The 16,964-nt window shown below is 50.3% G+C and carries 14 protein-coding genes and 1 tRNA gene; 4 read left to right on the forward strand and 11 right to left on the reverse strand.

Annotated elements, in window-relative coordinates; genetic code table 11:
- Nucleotides 1–39: 39 nt before the first annotated feature.
- The 3 genes from DW757_RS15215 to DW757_RS15225 all read right to left on the reverse strand — a co-directional run bounded on the left by DW757_RS15215 (nt 40) and on the right by DW757_RS15225 (nt 3,880).
- The gene (locus tag DW757_RS15215) at nt 40–921 is read right to left on the reverse strand and encodes an ABC transporter permease subunit (protein ID WP_087381867.1); all 882 of its coding nucleotides are present in this window, start codon (nt 919–921) and stop codon (nt 40–42) included.
- Between the two features lie 18 nt (nt 922–939).
- Nucleotides 940–1,860 (reverse strand): ABC transporter permease subunit, encoded by a 921-nt coding sequence (locus tag DW757_RS15220; protein ID WP_118752150.1) that lies wholly within the window; start codon nt 1,858–1,860, stop codon nt 940–942.
- 292 nt (nt 1,861–2,152) lie between these two features.
- Entirely contained in the window at nt 2,153–3,880 is a 1,728-nt protein-coding gene (locus DW757_RS15225; protein WP_008398246.1) for a glutathione ABC transporter substrate-binding protein, read from the reverse strand.
- A 434-nt stretch (nt 3,881–4,314) separates the two neighbouring features.
- Between DW757_RS15225 and DW757_RS15230 the strand changes: the two genes are divergently transcribed.
- Nucleotides 4,315–5,034 carry a gamma-glutamyl-gamma-aminobutyrate hydrolase family protein gene (locus tag DW757_RS15230; protein ID WP_118752151.1) on the forward strand — a complete coding sequence of 240 codons (720 nt, stop codon included), beginning with the start codon at nt 4,315–4,317 and terminating at the stop codon, nt 5,032–5,034.
- 142 nt (nt 5,035–5,176) lie between these two features.
- Here DW757_RS15230 and DW757_RS15235 read toward each other — a convergent pair whose 3' ends face one another.
- The 6 genes from DW757_RS15235 to DW757_RS17825 form a co-directional block, all read right to left on the reverse strand.
- On the reverse strand, nt 5,177–6,289 hold the full coding sequence (locus DW757_RS15235; protein ID WP_118752152.1) for a P1 family peptidase: 1,113 nt from the start codon (nt 6,287–6,289) through the stop codon (nt 5,177–5,179).
- 52 nt (nt 6,290–6,341) lie between these two features.
- Nucleotides 6,342–6,854, reverse strand: coding sequence for a ferritin (locus DW757_RS15240; protein ID WP_015544834.1), 513 nt, complete (start codon nt 6,852–6,854; stop codon nt 6,342–6,344).
- A gap of 62 nt (nt 6,855–6,916) precedes the next feature.
- Complete coding sequence (locus DW757_RS15245) at nt 6,917–7,261, reverse strand: phenylpyruvate tautomerase MIF-related protein (RefSeq protein ID WP_008398252.1); 345 nt, start codon at nt 7,259–7,261, stop codon at nt 6,917–6,919.
- An 87-nt stretch (nt 7,262–7,348) separates the two neighbouring features.
- Nucleotides 7,349–8,161 carry a gamma-glutamyl-gamma-aminobutyrate hydrolase family protein gene (locus DW757_RS15250; protein ID WP_118752153.1) on the reverse strand — a complete coding sequence of 271 codons (813 nt, stop codon included), beginning with the start codon at nt 8,159–8,161 and terminating at the stop codon, nt 7,349–7,351.
- Nucleotides 8,162–8,293: 132 nt separating this feature from the next.
- Nucleotides 8,294–9,496 carry a M20 family metallopeptidase gene (locus tag DW757_RS15255; protein WP_118752154.1) on the reverse strand — a complete coding sequence of 401 codons (1,203 nt, stop codon included), beginning with the start codon at nt 9,494–9,496 and terminating at the stop codon, nt 8,294–8,296.
- 278 nt (nt 9,497–9,774) lie between these two features.
- Complete coding sequence (locus DW757_RS17825; protein ID WP_118752155.1) at nt 9,775–10,725, reverse strand: LysR family transcriptional regulator; 951 nt, start codon at nt 10,723–10,725, stop codon at nt 9,775–9,777.
- Between the two features lie 193 nt (nt 10,726–10,918).
- Here DW757_RS17825 and DW757_RS15265 point away from each other — a divergent pair, with 193 nt between their 5' ends.
- Nucleotides 10,919–12,196, forward strand: coding sequence for an L-serine ammonia-lyase, iron-sulfur-dependent, subunit alpha (locus tag DW757_RS15265; protein ID WP_008398257.1), 1,278 nt, complete (start codon nt 10,919–10,921; stop codon nt 12,194–12,196).
- Between the two features lie 129 nt (nt 12,197–12,325).
- On the opposite strand, the gene DW757_RS15275 is transcribed toward DW757_RS15265, so the two are convergent.
- Together DW757_RS15275 and DW757_RS15280 are read right to left on the reverse strand one after the other, a co-directional pair.
- The gene (locus tag DW757_RS15275; protein ID WP_347560001.1) at nt 12,326–13,780 is read right to left on the reverse strand and encodes an amino acid permease; all 1,455 of its coding nucleotides are present in this window, start codon (nt 13,778–13,780) and stop codon (nt 12,326–12,328) included.
- Nucleotides 13,781–14,104: 324 nt separating this feature from the next.
- The gene (locus DW757_RS15280; RefSeq protein ID WP_118752157.1) at nt 14,105–15,097 is read right to left on the reverse strand and encodes a Gfo/Idh/MocA family oxidoreductase; all 993 of its coding nucleotides are present in this window, start codon (nt 15,095–15,097) and stop codon (nt 14,105–14,107) included.
- A gap of 284 nt (nt 15,098–15,381) precedes the next feature.
- Between DW757_RS15280 and DW757_RS15285 the strand changes: the two genes are divergently transcribed.
- A complete protein-coding gene (locus DW757_RS15285) occupies nt 15,382–16,749 on the forward strand; it encodes an MATE family efflux transporter (protein ID WP_015572953.1) in 1,368 nt (455 codons plus the stop codon).
- A gap of 56 nt (nt 16,750–16,805) precedes the next feature.
- Nucleotides 16,806–16,877: transfer RNA gene (locus DW757_RS15290), tRNA-Arg, on the forward strand.
- Nucleotides 16,878–16,964: the final 87 nt, after the last annotated feature.

Below are 16,964 nucleotides of genomic sequence, written 5' to 3' on the forward strand. Positions count from 1 at the left end.
CCTGTCCGGCTCTCCCTTTCATCGTTTCTCTTCCTTCATTTAATCGGTCAGCTTTGGATCCAGTGCATCCCTGAGTCCGTCCCCCAGAAGGTTGAAGCACAGAACTGTCAGGAATATGGCAAGGCCCGGAAACAGGGTAATGTGCCAGCTGGTCATCATGTAGGTTCTTCCGTTGCTCAGAAGAAGTCCCCACTCCGGTGTCGGCGGCTGAGCTCCCATTCCCAGAAAGCTGAGGCTCGATGCTGTCAGAATGGAGGTTCCGATAGACATGGTATACTGCACGATGATATTGGGAATGGCGCTGGGCAGAATATGGCGAAACAGGATCCTGGCGTCGCTGGCGCCCAGATTTCTTGCCGCCTGCACAAACACATTTCCCTTCGTCGACAGGGTGGTACTGCGCACCAGCCTCGCAAAGGTAGGTGTGCTGAACACAGCTACTGCAATCACCACGTTTGTCATTCCGCTTCCCAGAATGGCAATGATAGCGATAGCCAGAATAATTCCCGGGAATGCAAACAGAGTGTCACAGATTCTCATAATGATAGAGTCCAGGATTCCGCCGTAATATCCGCCAAGGAGTCCCAGAATAGTTCCGCAGACAGCAGCGATGCTGACAGAGAACAGTCCTACACTCAGGGAGATCCTGGTACCGCAGATGATCCTTGAAAACAGATCCCGCCCAAACTCGTCTGTTCCAAACCAATGGGCTGCGCTGGGTCCCTGCATGATCGCCGTGTAATCATACTCATTAATGCCATAGGGGGCAATCTGGTAGCTGATAAATGCGAGAATCACCAGGGCAATGATAAAGAACATTGCCACGATTGCCGTTTTCTGCTTTTTAAATTTCCGCACAAAGTCCTTAAACGGCGTATTGATGTCCATTTTTTCATTTAATACTTTTTCTTCCTTCGCCATAACGTATCCCCTTTCCCATTAATTCAGCTTGATTTCCGGATTCAGCAGAGCATAGAGGATGTCCACTACCAGGTTAATCAAAATAAAGTGCAGCGAGAAAATCAGGATCAGGGACTGAATAGCATTGTAATCCCTGTAGTTTACCGACTCCACAAGAAGGGAGCCAAGACCCGGAAATGCAAACACAGACTCTGTAACTACAGAACCGCCAAGGAGGAATCCAAACTGCAGACCCACTACTGTCACCACGGAGATCATGGCATTTCTGAAGGCGTGCTTCCAGATGACAGATTTCTCCCTGAGGCCATTGGCCCTGGCTGTCCTTATATAATCTTCCTTCATTACCTCAATAATGGACGAACGGGTAAACCTGGCGATAATGGCCGCGATACTGGTTCCCAGTGCAATAGCCGGAAGAATAAAGCTCTTCCAGGAGTCCGCACCTGTGGTGGGAAACCATTTGAGGTTAACGGAAAACACCATAATCAGGAGAAAACCGATCCAGAAAGAAGGCATGGAGATGCCCGATATGGCCAGCGTCATTCCCGTGTAATCCTGCCACCGCGATCGGTGCTTTCCTGACCAGACTCCGATGAGCACTCCCACAATCACACTCCACACCAGACTGAACACAGTCAGCTTCACTGTATTCATGTACCGCAGACTTACCTCTGTGGCTACCGGGCGCTTCGTTCTCAGAGACATTCCCAGATCTCCGTGAAACAGTCCTGTCACATAGTCTGCATACTGAGTGAGAATGGGTTTATTAAGCCCCAGCTCTTCCCTTACTACCTCCACGTCCTCAAGAGTCGCCTGAGGGCCGGCCACCAGACGGGCCGGATCTCCCGGAATCAGGCGAACGAAAAAGAACACAAAGGTTGTAACAATAATCAGTGTAGGGATTACACCAATCACACGCTTTACAATATATTTAAGCATCCGTTCACTCTCCCTTCTCTCCCTACTCCCAAAAATGGTTTGGCAGCTTTCTGTTACAGACCGCCAAACCATTTCCGAGCAAATCCTGAGCTTCTGCACTCTTTGCCTTTTCAGCTTTTCCTGCAGCTACAGGCTGTATTCCAGTCAAGAAAGAGAGCTCAGGCCATCCGTCTTACCGGAAGTCTTCCTGCGACTTTGGCCTGCCGCTCTCCTGCTGACTTTCAATTATGTTTTTGTATTCAGTTTACTTTTTCACTGTCTTTTCCATCTTCTGCATGATCTGATATATTCACTATTTTGCCATTCTGGCATTTCTGATGTTCAGACAGTTATCCGGGTAAACCTTAACATTGGCAATCTTGTTTGTGGTGGCCCATGTGTTGTAATCGTTCACGAGGCATACCATCGGGCAGTCTTCCCAGAGAATATCCTGAGCCTTGGCATAGGCCTCTGCCCTCTTCTCCTCATCTGCCGTTGCCAGTGCTTCATAGAGAAGGTTATCTACTTCCTCATTTTCATAGTAGCAGATGTTATAGCTCATCGGAGGCATGGATTCTACAGCAACCAGAGGACGGATACCCCAGTCTGCATCTCCCGTGGAGGAGGACCAGCCGATGGTGTACATCTCTACCTCAGCCTCTGAGCCGGGAACATTGACATTCTCTACCTTATCATTTACGACCGCGCTCTCGAGAGCGTTGATGTTCATGGTGATTCCCACCTGAGCCAGCTGCTGCTGAAGGAACTCGGCCTGTTTTAAGTTTGCCGTGGTGCTGGCGCAGATCAGGGTGCACTCAAATCCGTCCGGATATCCCGCCTCTGTGAGAAGTTCCTTGGCCTTTTCGGGATCATAGGGGTATGGATCGTTTGCCTTATAGTGCTGAGTGGCAGGTCCGATGATGGAGGTTGCCACCGAGGAGAGGCCATTCTTTACAACTGCAATGTAGGCTTCCTTGTTGATTGCATAGTTGACAGCCTGGCGCACCCTCTTGTCATTAAACGGCGCTTTCATATTGTTCATGAACAGATAGCGGACAACCATGCCCTCCTCTGCTCCTACATACACGTTTGTATCTGCCGCAAGTGCCTGCATGCTCTCTGTGGGAACCGGCCAGATAAACTGGGCATCCCCTGACTGAAGCATGGCGACTCTCGTGGCGTTCTCAGCTACCGGGCGGAAGGTGATGCTCTTAAAGCCTGCATCCGGCTCTGCCAGAGCTGTACCGCCGCAGATTTCTGCGTCATAGCCCCACCAGTCCTTGTTAAGTGTGACGGTAGCGTGATCGCCTGCGATCCACTCCTTAAATATGTACTGTCCTGTTCCAACCGGGCTCTCGGCACAGGCGTCGTTTCCCTGGGCAATCACCTTCGGGCTCATCAGCACACAGGCCGGGTGGGCCAGCGTTGCAATAAAGGCGCCGAAAGGCTGTGACAGCTTCACCCTTACGGTATACTCATCCACGATCTCTGTCGATTCCAGAACATTGCAAAGAAGTGTCGTCCTCTTAAGTCCCAGCTCCTTATCGCCCCAGCGATCCAGGTTGGCCTTCGCCGCTTCTGCATTGAACGGAGTCCCGTCTGTGAAAGAAATTCCCTGTCTTAAATGAATCACATATTCTGTGGCATTTTCATTTGCCTCATAATCCGTTGCCAGCATGGGAATGATCTTCATGTTGTCGTCAAATCCGAATAATCCATCCATCATGAGTCTCTGAATACCGCCTGAAAGTGTATCGCTGGTATCCATGGGATCCATGGTGGTGAAATCCACATTCATGGCACCGACCACATCCATCTCCTGGGAAACGGATTCTCCCTCCGGCACAACCACTTCCTCTGCTGATTTGGGAACTGAAGAAGCTGCTCCGCCCTCTGAGGATGCTTCTCCGGTCTGCCCCGCTGCCTCTGAGCCTGCGTTCCCGGAACCGCCGGAGCTTCCGGAGCCGCCGCAGCCGGCCAGGGATAACGTCATCACACCGGCCATTGCAAGGGCAAGTAGTTTTTTCGCTCTCAATTTCATAAAATCTCTCCTCCCTTTTTTTCACAGAATACGCATTTTAACCGCACCGCTGTAAATTTCTGAATTTTTGATATATTATCCCATAAATTTTGTATTATGTCAATATTTCACCTTTTAATAATTTTGTTTTTGTCTTCGGAGGCTCTGAAATATTCCAAATATTGCTTTACTGTTTTTATTTTTGTTTTATTCGTCTTTTCCTGTAGGATTACCATTATTTTATTCTGCTTTTTGAGACCGCCCCAACTGTCTGGCATATCTTTCCATCTCAGTTTCTGTGATTTTTTTACTGACTTCCGGTATTCGATTTATATGAAGCGGCACGAAAAATATTCTCTCTTTTATCTGGGCATTCCTTCTGCTCCATGCTATACTAAAAGGAATCTATGCTATACTAAAAATAAATCTATATTGTAAAAGGGGGATTTTTTCTAATGAAACAGCCGGTTATCGGAATTGTCACCGTCCTGGGCGAAGGGGCGGTTCCCAGAGTCTTTACCAACATAAATTATCCGAACGCCGTCATCCGCGGCGGCGGTGTTCCCGTCATGCTGCCTGTAACGAAGAACAGGGAAATCCTTTCCCAGTATCTTGCTGTCTGCGACGGCTTTCTCTTCAGCGGAGGACAGGATATCTCTCCCTGCAAATACGGAGAGCTTCCCAGCCGTCTTGTGGGGCCTACCAGCCTTCTCCTGGACGATTTTCAGCTGTCTCTGATGAAGCTCGTGCTGGAGGCGAAAAAGCCCTTTATCGCCATCTGCCGCGGCATACAGGTTCTCAATGTGGCCTGCGGCGGAACGCTCTATCAGGACTTGACGGAATTTTCCACAACCGTTTCAAAGCACATGCAGGCAACGGACAGAGGGGATGTCAGCCATCCTGTCACAATTAAGGAGGGAACTCTTCTTCATCGGCTGTTCGGAACCAGAATCTGGACGAACAGCTACCATCACCAGGCTCTCAAGACTGTGGCAGAATGCCTGCAGACAGCCGCTCTCTCCGATGACGGGGTAATCGAAGCGGTGGAGGTAAAAGATTATCCATTTGGAATCGGGCTTCAGTGGCACCCGGAGGCCATGCTCCCTGTTGATGACGCCATGCTTCCCTTGTTTGAATCCCTTGTCCGTGAGGCTTGCGTCCCCTTTAAAGATTAGGCAGAGCTTTATTCATAAACTTCAGAGAAATATCCTGTAAACAGTAAAATGGAGCCGGCATTTCTGCATAATGCCGGCTCCGCTTCACGCTCTGTATTCTGCTTTTCCCTCGTTCTTATCACGTCTCAACAGGACTGTCTTTTTACTCTCTGATCAGTTTACTTCCCAAAAATTCCGCCAGGCTGTAATAGACGGTTCCGTCCACTCCCTCTGTCGTCTCAGCCATAGTCATGGAATTGAGAACCGCCTCCTCCACCGCCTCGGCCACTGCCTCAAAGGGCTCATTGAGAAGGCTCTCATTGAGCATCTCCCTCGTCAGAACCGCAGGTTCCTGTGCCGCCGGAACGCGATTGGCAGTGGAGAAACCTATCATAATCTCCCCGCTGCCATGTCCTGTATAGGAGCCGGTTCTGGCCAGTCCGTTTCCCATTCTGCGGATCAGGCGCTTTAACTGGCGATCTGAGAGCGGTAGATCCGTAGCGCAGATCATCATAATGGAACCGCGATCCTCCTGGGTACCGTGGAACAGAGCCTTTTTTACATGGCTTCTCAGGGTATCTGAAGGGGAGGGCAGCTCCTGTCCCTCTGCCTCTCTCAGAATTTCCCTTCCCACGGGAACGCCGTTGATCGTCAGACAGCGGGTGGCACCGAAGTTTGACTGAACCAGGACTCCGATGGTATATTTCTTTCCTTCCACTTCCACCAGCCGGGATGCGGAGCCGATTCCTCCCTTAAAGCCATAGCAGATGGTTCCGGCTCCGGCGCCCACGCTGCCCTCCTCAAAGTCCTCACCGGCTGCCTCGATCGCCTCAAACACATCCTCTTTTGTCACTGCTCTCACAGAGATCTTATTAATCCGGCTGTCATTGCACTCTCCCACCACCGGATTGACGGAAAAAGCAGGCTCTCCGTCAGCCTCACAGCGGTTTAAGGTATATTCTACCAGCGCATCGGCCACCAGCCCTACATTCAGCGTGTTGGTAAGCGCGATGGGTGTTTCCAGTGTTCCAAGCTCCTCCACCTGCAAAAGTCCGCAGGTTTTTCCAAAGCCATTGTGGATGTAAGCTGCGGCAGTGCACTTGTTCAAAAACAGATTGTCTTTTACAGGCATAATCACTGTGACTCCCGTACAGTTCCCGTTTCCCTTCACCGTCTTATGCCCTACAGCCACGCCTGGAACATCCGTTATCAGATTTCTGGTTCCCCTGGGGAAACTCCCAATCTGAATTCCATAATCACAGATTCTCTGTCTCATTATTTTCGCCTTTCTGTCTGCTTTCCTCAGCGCAGGCCTTGACTGCCGCAGACTACAGAGTCAGGGACGGAGCTGTATACGTCCTGGCTCCCAGCTCGCTGTCCAGCATATAAAGTCCCTTCGGATCTCCTCCAAACAGCTCCATCTTTTTGATCAGGTCAGAGGCATTCATCTCCTCCTCCCCCTGCTCCTTTACAAACCAGTCGAGGAACTGCATGGTGCGGAAATCTTTCCCGGTGTAGGCTGCGTCATAGATATTGTTGATCAGGGAGGTTACATACTGCTCATGCTTAAGGCCCTCCTTCAGAGGATCCATATTGTTCTGAAGCTGTACCTGCGGCTTGTCGATAGCCTCCAGCGTCACAGACACGCCGTTGTTTTGAAGGTATTTTAACATCAGCATCGCGTGATCTCTCTCCTCCTGGGCCTGTATGCTGTACCAGTTTGCAAATCCGCTTAATCCCTGCTCCACGTAAAAATTGGAAAATTCCAGATAAAGGTATGCGGAGTAAAACTCCTTATTTACCTGTGTGTTAATAAGCTCTGCCACTTTTTCGTTCATCATGACCGTCATCCTCCTTCTTCTCTGTCTCTGCCTGCGGCATCTTTGTCAAACCGCCGCCTCCCTTAAAAATTAGCTCCGTTCCATCCCCAGTGAAGCACTTCCTCATACTTGATATAAATACGGTTTTTTGGTATTCCAAGCTCCTCCTCATAGATGGAAGAAATACGCTCTGTCAGCCTGTCAAAGGCGCTGTCCGGCGCACTGCCGAAAATTTTCACCTCAATAAAGGCAGTGGGTCCGTCCTGGTTTCCCTTGAAATACAGGCAGTAGTCATCCTCAAATCCTACCATCAGCCAGCTTTCCGTTTTGCCCGGAATCGCCTCTATGGCATGCCCCAGCTTTGTTTTAATTGCTTCCTTTTTTTCATCTGATACCTTAACTGACAGTTTTGAGTTAATAAAAGGCATCCATGTCACTCCTTTCCAATGCAAGCTATCCTGATTGTACTACAGGAAGAGAGGATTTTCCACTGAAACGTAAAAGTCTGGATGAGATCAGGATTCCTGCTGCTTCTCGCATCTGTGTCTCTGTGCCTTTCGCACCAGATCAGAAAACAGCCCGTTCATTTTCGGCACCGACCTTGTAAGCTCCTCGGGATGCCACTGTACAAGAATAATTCTTCCCTCTGGACTCTCCATCGCCTCCGCCACTCCGTCTACCGCCCAGGCTGTTACAGCCAGATCTCTTCCCGGGAGCCTGACGCACTGGTGATGAAGAGTATTTGTATATACGGTCTCCTCTCCCAGTATTTTTGAAAGCCGGCTTCCCTTCTCGATCCTCACCTGATGGATCGGATAGGATCTCTCCTGCTTCTGCGCATGGAGCTGGTGATCCGCCCGGTACAGGCTGATATCCTGCCACAGGCTCCCTCCTCTGGCGACATTGACAAGCTGCATTCCTCTGCAGATTCCAAGCACCGGGAGCTTCCGCTCCTCTGCCTTTTTCTCTGCCAGAATCCAGAAGCGATCCATCTGCTCATTGACTGAACCGATGGAGGGATGGGGCTCCTCTCCGAACAGCTTCGGATCCACATCCTCTCCTCCGGGAAACAGCAGTCCGTCACAGAAAGAGAGGAGCCTCTCCAGTTCCTCTTCTGTGCCCACAGCCGGGATCACAAAGGGAATCCCTCCGTTCTCACTCACTGCGTTCAGGTATGCAGAATTTGCATATGTCATCTGGGCCGCATACGCGGAATGTGTATGTGTATACAGATTTCCCAGGACTCCTATTACAGGGCGTTCCATTTCTTCTGAATGTTCCATTCTCTTCTTTTTAACTCCTTCCTGACTGTATATCTCTTTCATCATTCACATTAACTGTGCGTCTTGCCTATATCTGCCTATATCTATTTGACCTGGATATCCTCACCCTAAGCCTGCCATGTTTTCTGCTTTACTCATCCTGCTCTCTTAAAGCGGGGAATCTTCCCTGCTGCAGAGCTACATACTTAAAAAACGGAGCGCTGCAGCTGCCATAAGCCTGGTGCAGAGCTTAATGCAGTTTTCGTCAACCATAAACCGGGAACTGTGAGCTGGTGCATATACTCCCGTTCCCACCTGGATAAAGCAGGAGGGAACTTGTCTGGAATAAAATCCGAAGTCTTCAGCGATCAGCCTTGCCTGGCTGCCTGTGAGTAAATAGTGTTCCGGAATCTCTGCAATCCCATCATACAGCACTTCCCTGTGGTTCTCAACCGTGTCTGTCACAAAAGCGGTAAATTCCGGATCATTGTATACAGACGGATATCCCTGGCGAAAAGAAATTTCACAGCTGCCCCCCATAGCTTCCGCTATCCCTTTTGATATAGAATTAATTTTTTCCATCATCACCTCACGGGCTTCTGGCGTAATATTGCGCATCATAATTGAGAGTTCACATTCCGAGGCGATAATATTCGGCGCACTTCCCCCTGCAATTTTTCCTACATTCAGAGTGGAGTTCTCCATGGGGCTGATGTTCCTGGCTGCCACTGAATTGAGAGCTGTCACAATCGCCGCCGCAATTCCTATGGCATCCACTCCTTCTTCCGGTGTGGATGAATGGGCCGCTTTTCCGTGTATTTTCACTGTGCAGCCATCAGAAAAGGCCGTCAGATACCCGCTCCCGATTACCAGTTTCCCCTGAGTCCAGGGAAACACGTGGAGCCCTATACAGGCATCCGGCTTTTCATCCAGAAGCCCCTGTTCAATCATTCTTCTGCCGCCTCCTCCGCTCTCCTCGCCTGGCTGGAACACCAGCTTTACCCGGCCGTTAAAGCAGTCTTTCATCTCATTTAAGATCTTGGCGACAGTTAAAAGGTTTGCGGTATGGACATCGTGTCCGCAGGCATGCATGATATTTTCACGCTCAGAGCGAAACTCCAGGTCATTTTCCTCCTGAATTGGAAGGGCATCCATGTCTGCCCGAAGCATTAGAAGCTTTCCCGGACGTCCGCTGTCTATCTGAGCAATGATCCCCGGTTCAACCGGACTTTTTTCCCAGGGAATGGAAAGGGCGTCAAGCTCCCGGCACACCAGGGCCGCCGTACGGAACTCCTGAAAAGACAGCTCCGGGTTTTTGTGGATCTCTCTCCTGTTTTTCAGTGTATATGCTTCGTACTCGTCCGAAAGGCGGATTAACCGCTTTAAGTTATGGTTCTCCATGCTCCTTCCTCCCCTAAAATCCTATTGACGTACCCAGTAAAATCCAGCCACACATTACGAGTGCGCATCTCTCGGAGAGATGGCATATCCGGAGGATATGACGGGCAAAATCCCCCGCTAATTTGGACTGTTGTCTGGTATTCTCCTATTTATGGCCAATTATACAAACAATTTCTACTGAGTTCCAACAGTTTTATCCGGTGAGGCCACTGTGTTTTTCTGTCGCTTTCATTTTCTTCAGGCAGATTGATATGATCTGTGCTTTCACCGCCTATAATTTAATTTTGTCTGATTGTTTTTTCATGCCAGCCCTTATGGAAAACCTGTTTTGCCAGGGCAATAAATTCCTTTGCAATGCGGGGCTGATACTTTCGATCCAGATAGTTAACTGCTATTTTCCTGCGAAACATGGATTCTGACAGCCGAAATACCTTAAAACCGTCTTCACGGAGTTGTTTCTCATCAAGATAAATTTCCGGACAAACCATAGCTCCCATCCCTTTCATACACAGAGAAATCATCGTGTCAATACTTGCTGTCTCTACTGAAGAGTAAAATTCCACCTCCTTTTCTCTCCCAAAAGCCTCTACCATTTCCCGAAGCCAGGTTCTCTCACCCATCAAAATCAGAGGACATTTTCTGGCCGTCTGAAAAGAAATCCTGGTTTGGGATAGCAGGCGTTCTCTTTCGCTGTCACTGAAGCACGCTTCAAAAATTCTGCCGGGAATCACAAGCCATATCTCCTCCTCATAGAGGACATCGCTTCGAATCCCTTTGTCCTCATCTGATTCATATCCGATTACCATCTCAACTCTCCCGTGAAGGAGCGCCTCTGTCACCTGGGCTAACGGGGCCTCGAGAAGTTTTACCCGGCATTCAGGCCTTTTTTTATAAAAAGCCGGTAAAAGAACAGGCATCATAGCGCTGCTTCGATAGCCGGAGATTCCTATGGAAAGCTGGCATCCTCCTCCCTCTCTTAAGTCCTGGAGTTCTTCTTTTATCTGATTTTCTTCATCGAGAATTGCCCGGGCATGCTTCAGAAGAAGGTTTCCCTCCCTGGTCATTGTCAAAGGTGCGCTTCTGTCAAACAGACGGACACCATAATGCTCCTCCAGCTTCGCAATATGGCTGCTCAGAGACTGCTGAGAAATGTAAAGCCGCTTGGCTGCACGCGTAAAGTTCATTTCCTCGGCAGCCATGACAAAACACGAAAGATCTACAAAATTCATGATTAACCCCCTGCCACAATATACAATATTTTTTTGTGGGCCTTTTTCAAAAAACTGTTGGACAAAACCTGTTATTTTCCCCATAATATCTTATAAGGAGATTCTGTGTCAAAGGAAATCTTTATCACCTGCCTTCTGCTTCTCCTCCGAGACGGAGAGCACATGAAAACAGAAAGAAAAGAGGAAACAAAATATGGAAAAATCTGATATCCGATACAAAACCTACGTGGACATTCTGAAACGGGAACTTCTCCCCGCCATGGGATGCACGGAACCTATCGCCATCGCCTACTGCGCTGCCAGGGCCAGAGCGCTGCTGGGCTGTATCCCCGATTCCGTCCTCATTGAAGCCAGCGGAAACATCATAAAAAATGTAAAAAGCGTTATCGTCCCCAATACAAACGGGGCCAAGGGAATCGAGGCTGCAGCAGCTGCCGGCATCATCGCAGGAAAGGAGGAACTGAAGCTGGAGGTTCTGTCACAGGTAACTGATGAGGAAAAAGAAAAGCTTGCCGCCTACCTGAAAACGGCTTCCATTTATGTCCGCCCGGCAGATTCCCCCTTTATCCTGGACGTATCCGTGACCGTGAAGAAGGACGGCTCACAGGCCAAAGCCCGCATAATCAATGAGCATACCAATATTGTTCTTCTCGAAAAAGACGGGGAAGTTCTCTACCAGGGAGAGCTCTCCGAGCAGGCGAGCACAGATATGCCTGACTACAGCCTTCTGACGGTTGAGGGAATCGTGGACTTTTCTGATACAGCAGACCTCTCCGATGTCCGCGAACTGTTAGACCGCCAGATCGCATACAATACCGCCATCTCCCAGGAGGGACTGCGCGGCAGCTATGGGGCCAACATCGGAAAAGTGCTCTTAAAGGAATACGGAACAGATGTAAAAAACAGAGCAAAGGCTGCTGCTGCTGCCGGCTCCGATGCCAGAATGAACGGCTGTGAAATGCCCGTTGTCATTCTCTCCGGCAGCGGAAACCAGGGCATAACCGCCTCCCTTCCGGTTATCGAATACGCTAAGGAGTGGAATTGCAGCGAGGAGAAGCTGTACCGGGCTCTTCTCGTCTCGGATCTCATCACCCTGCACCAGAAAACAGGGATTGGACGGCTGTCAGCCTACTGCGGAGCCGTCAGCGCCGGCGCAGGTGCCGGTGCCGGGATCGCCTACCTGGCCGGAGGCGGCTTTGAGGAAATTGCCCACACCCTGGTAAATGCCATTGCCATTACCTCCGGCATTATCTGTGACGGCGCCAAGGCTTCCTGCGCCGCCAAGATTGCCGCCTCCGTGGATGCCGGCATTCTGGGCTGGAACATGTACCGCAACGGCCAGCAGTTCTACGGCGGTGACGGTGTCGTGTCCAAGGGAGTGGAAAATACGATCCGGAATATCGGCCGCCTTGGAAAGGACGGCATGCGGGAGACAGACAAGGAGATTATCCGAATCATGACGGGATGCTGAACCGGGAAGTGCCGGAACCGGCAGCACTGCAGTCTCTAAAATCCCTTCCGCTATACAGAAAAAGAGCCGCTGGGGGAAATTTTTTCCTGCCAGCGGCTTCTCTGTTTTATCTTGTTTTTATTTTGCTTCTCACTGTGCCTTAGCTGCCTCTCTCTTCTTGATAATAGGAAGAATCAGTCCAAGGGCTGTCAGCACGAACGGAGTCACAATGTTTAACACTGTGGAAGCGATATCGCCTTCTACATACATACCCAGGATGCAGCAGAGGGCTGTGACGCCGAAGCACCATATGCCTGCCGTGAAGGCAAGACCCTGATGCTTTGTAAAGCGGTATTCGGGATTGAATTTTCCGATACATCTGCGCAGCGCAATGTAGGCAGCAAATACCCACAGGTAGCGCAGCGGCATGGTTACGGAGTTCAGCTTATTTAACTGGGCCAGAACTGCAGCAGCGCCCGGCACAAAGGACTGGATTACGATGATGCTTCCTGACAGAATAACCACCATCCAGATTCCGTTGATGTAAGCGCCGTATTTGTTCTTCTTTAACAGCTTTGTTGGGATAAACTCTCTCGCATCCTCATTGTCAAGCAGCATGCGAAGCGGAGCGTCGATGCTGAGTACCAGCGTGGAGAACTGTCCCACTGCGTTGCAGGCAGCGTAGATGATTAAGAACAGATTTCCCACATGGTAATACTCGCCCAGCTTCTGGAATGCCCAGTATCCGCCGTTGGACACGTAGGAATTGAAGCTCTCTGTGCTCTCATTGATGACCGCCGGATCGAACATCATCCCCATGGCCACTGTGCCCAGGATCGCGCAGACCATAACCATGACAGCCAGGGCAATCATTCCCTTGGGGAAGCCGGTGGCAGAGTTTTTCACCTTGTTTACATAGGGAGAGATCTTCTCACACCCACCCACTGCAAACACAAGGATGGAAAGGGAGGTGAAATATCCCACGTTAAACTGCGGAATCAGGTTCTTTGCGCTGAAATCCATGGAAACGTAGCCGCCTCCCGGGTTGATGGCCGGAGCTGCGAACATCATGAGAATGTAGAGGATTGACATAATGAACATGCTTGTTCCGGCGATGGTGGCCAGCTTTTTCAGCGGGTTTAAGCCGCGGCTTGCAACCCAGCAGAAGAACAGGAACACAGCCAGAGTCGCAAGCTGTACCCAGGTGGTGGGCAGCGTGTCATAGGTGCTTCCGTTCTGGAATACCATCCAGCTTAAAGCCTTTAATCCGCCGCTTCCCTTGCTGGCGATATAGGTTACATGGCAGGCCCAGTACGTCCAGCCTGCATAGTAGGCAAACTTGGGACTGATGGTTTCACGGATCCAGGAGCTTACGCCGCCGCCGGAATGCTTGAAGGCAGAGCCCAGCTCGCCGACCATCAGCGTATAAGGTACAAAGTACAGGGCAAACATCAGAATCCAGCTGAAGATAACCTGGATTCCGTTAAAGTAAACGAAGCCGTTGAGCACGTTTCCAAAGCCCCAGACCGTAGAAAACGCCATAAAGGCCAGGGTGTACCAGTTGATTTTCTTTGAGTTTTCCATAAACACCTCTTTTTCTTTCATTTCTTTCATCTTCCTTTCCCCGGGAAGAAACCTGTCCCAGAGCCGCCAGCTTCCCGCTGACTGACGGACCCAAAAAGGGAGTGTCGCATGATGGAACTTTTGCAGCATAAACTGTAAAGCAGAAGTTCCAGGAGCAGCACTCCCAGACAAGTTGTTTTGCTTTCCCAAAGGCACAACGAGAATTATTACATAAAATGAATACGGCGTCAACCTTTTGATGTTTTTTACATTCATTCTCGAAAAAAGTTATTATTGTGTAATTATGGAAAATTCCTCCATTTTAATGGCAGAAAACCGGCCTGCCGGCTGCCGCCTCAGCCCATGTCATGAAATTTCCTCACAGGGGTAGGACAGTCCCCACTGCCTCCTCAGCTCATCCATCAGCTCCATCACACAGATCGTTTCACTGTGAGGCATTTCGGGGCATTCTGTCCGGCCCTCCCTGACAGCCTTCAGGCAGCTCTCCACCTCGTACTCATATCCTGTCACCTGGGGCGGGCAGGGAATCCTTTTTACTTCCCTGTAATCCCCGTCATAAACCGTAATGGACTGTGGGTTGTTAATATTTTCCACTTCCAGGAACCCTCTGTCTCCGTAGATCACGCCGCGTCTGTCGCTGATCCCCATCATCGTCGCATTCAGCACAGCCATCCTGCCGTCTCTGTATCGCAGGGTTATGCTCTCCTGGGCATCCACTCCTGTCTCTGTCATCTGCACGGAGGATTCTATTTTTTCAAAATCCTTTCCAAAGGCCATGAGAGCAAAATTCAGCGTATAAACTCCCACATCCAGGAGAGCTCCTCCTGCCAGCTCCGGCCGGATAAGCCTCTCCTTCTCAAAAATCCGGTACCCCAGATTGGCAGTCAGGGTACAGGGAGTGCCGATAATGCCCGATGCCAGCACATCGTCAATCATCTCTCTCATAGGCATGTACCTTGTCCAGATGGCCTCCGTCAGAAGAAGCCCCCGTTTCTCAGCCATATCAAACAGCTCCCTGGCCTGAGGGGCGTTGACTGTAAAGGCCTTCTCACACAGCACATGCTTTCCGTTTTCCAGGCACAGCTTAGCATGGGCATAGTGGTGGGAGTGAGGGGTTGCAAGGTAGACCAGATCCACTGCCTGGTCGGCCGCCATCTCCTCATAGGAGCCGTAGGCCTTCTCAAAGCCATATTTGGCTGCAAAGGCCTCCGCCCTCTCTCTGTCCCTGGACGCTGCCCCATAGCAGCAGAACTCCTTATCCTTTCCCTCCATTCCATTTAAGGTCTGGGCCATCTTTTCCGCAATGGATCCCACTCCGAGTATTGCAATGTGAATCATATGTTTCCTCCTTTTTCCAGAAAAATCCCTGTACGTTTCTGATATTCTTATCATATCACACAGTCCGGCCTGATTCCTACAGAAAATTCTCACAGACTCACTGTCCCGGCAATCCGCTGCACCGGCCGGCACCTCCCCCTCCTGCCGGAAACAGCAGAAAGATACGTTCTTGCATTCTTCCTCCCTTTCCGTTACAATAAACTCCGTATGTTTCACGCCTGTACAGCAATGAAAAAGGAAAAAGCATACAGCTGACAACGTGTATGAAATGAAGGTGCATTGCAATGAATCAAAAAGAAAGCGCCCCTTCCGGCGCAGGACATCTCTACAGCAACCGGCAGCTTTTCGCCCTGATGGTTCCCCTGATCTGTGAGCAGCTCTTCACCTCTTTTATGGGAACTGTGGACTCCATGATGGTGAGCAATGTCAGCGAGGCGGCCATCTCCGCCGTTTCCCTTGTAGACTCCATCAACATACTGGTTATCCAGGCCTTTTACGCTCTGGCTGCCGGGGGTGCGATTATCTGCGCCAACTATATGGGCCAGAAGCGGGAGGAACAGGCGAAACGCTGTGCCGACCAGCTTCTGTTTATCGTACTTGCCATCTCGCTGGCTGTTCTCGCAGTCTGCCAGCTTTTCAGAGGGCCGATCCTTGGCCTGATCTTCGGCTCGGTGGAAAAGGAGGTCATGGACTCTGCCATGGTATATTTTTTCTATACCTCCCTGTCCTTCCCCTTCATCGCCCTCTTTGACTCCGGTTCAGCTATCTTCAGGGCACAGAATAACAGCCGCCTTCCCATGGCTGTCACAGTAGCCACGAATCTTCTGAATATTTTCGGAAATGCCGTTCTAATCTGGGGTGCAGGGCTGGGGGTGGCAGGAGCTGCCATCTCCACCCTGGTATCCCGGATTATCGCCGCCGTCTGCGTGCTTTTATTCCTCCGGAGGAAATCCGGCCAGATCATTATCGGAAACTTCATCTTCCTACGGCCGGACGGACGCCTGATCAAAAATATTCTGCGCATCGGGATTCCCTCCGGGGTGGAAAACGGTATGTTCCAGTTTGGAAAGCTGGCCATTCAGTCCACCGTTTCCACTCTGGGAACAGCGGCCATTGCCGCCCAGGCCATGACGAATATTATGGAAAATTTCAACGGCATTGCCGGGATCGGCATCGGGATCGGAATGATGACTGTGGTGGGCCAGTGCCTGGGAGCAGGCAGACCTGACGAGGCCAGGTATTACATAAAAAAGCTGAGCTATGCCGCAGAGGCCGCCGTCTTTGTGAGCTGCATTCTCATCTTCCTCCTTTCAGGGCCGATCACGAGACTGGCAGGCCTGGAGGCAGAGAGCGCCTCCCTCTGTCTGTTTATGGTGGGATGGATTACGGTGGTAAAACCTCTGGTATGGACAGCCGCTTTCATTCCAGGCTATGGCCTGAGAGCAGCCGGCGATGTGAAATTTTCCATGCTTCTCTCCTGCCTCTCCATGTGGACCTGCCGTGTCACTCTCTGCATCTTCCTGATCAGAGTCTGCGGATTTGGCCCCATGGCTGTATGGATTGGAATGTTTACTGACTGGACTGTGCGGGGCTTCTTCTTTGTAAGACGGTTTAGAAGCGGGAAATGGCTGGAGCATGAGGTTGCAGATTAGCAATAATTGAAAAAGTTCTTGCCTTTTCCCACAGTTTATAGTAAAATACAATCGATGCGTCTGTAGCTCAGTGGATAGAGCAATGGCCTCCGGAGCCGTGTGCGTAGGTTCGATTCCTATCAGACGCATGATAAATCCCCTGTCAGATTGCCCAGGCTGATATGATCCCTCTAAAGTAGACCAAGGAAAAACCAAAAGTCTATTTTAGGGGGATT

Origin of the sequence: Clostridium sp. AM29-11AC, assembly GCF_003480545.1 — a bacterium.
GTDB lineage: Bacteria > Bacillota > Clostridia > Lachnospirales > Lachnospiraceae > Otoolea > Otoolea saccharolyticum_A.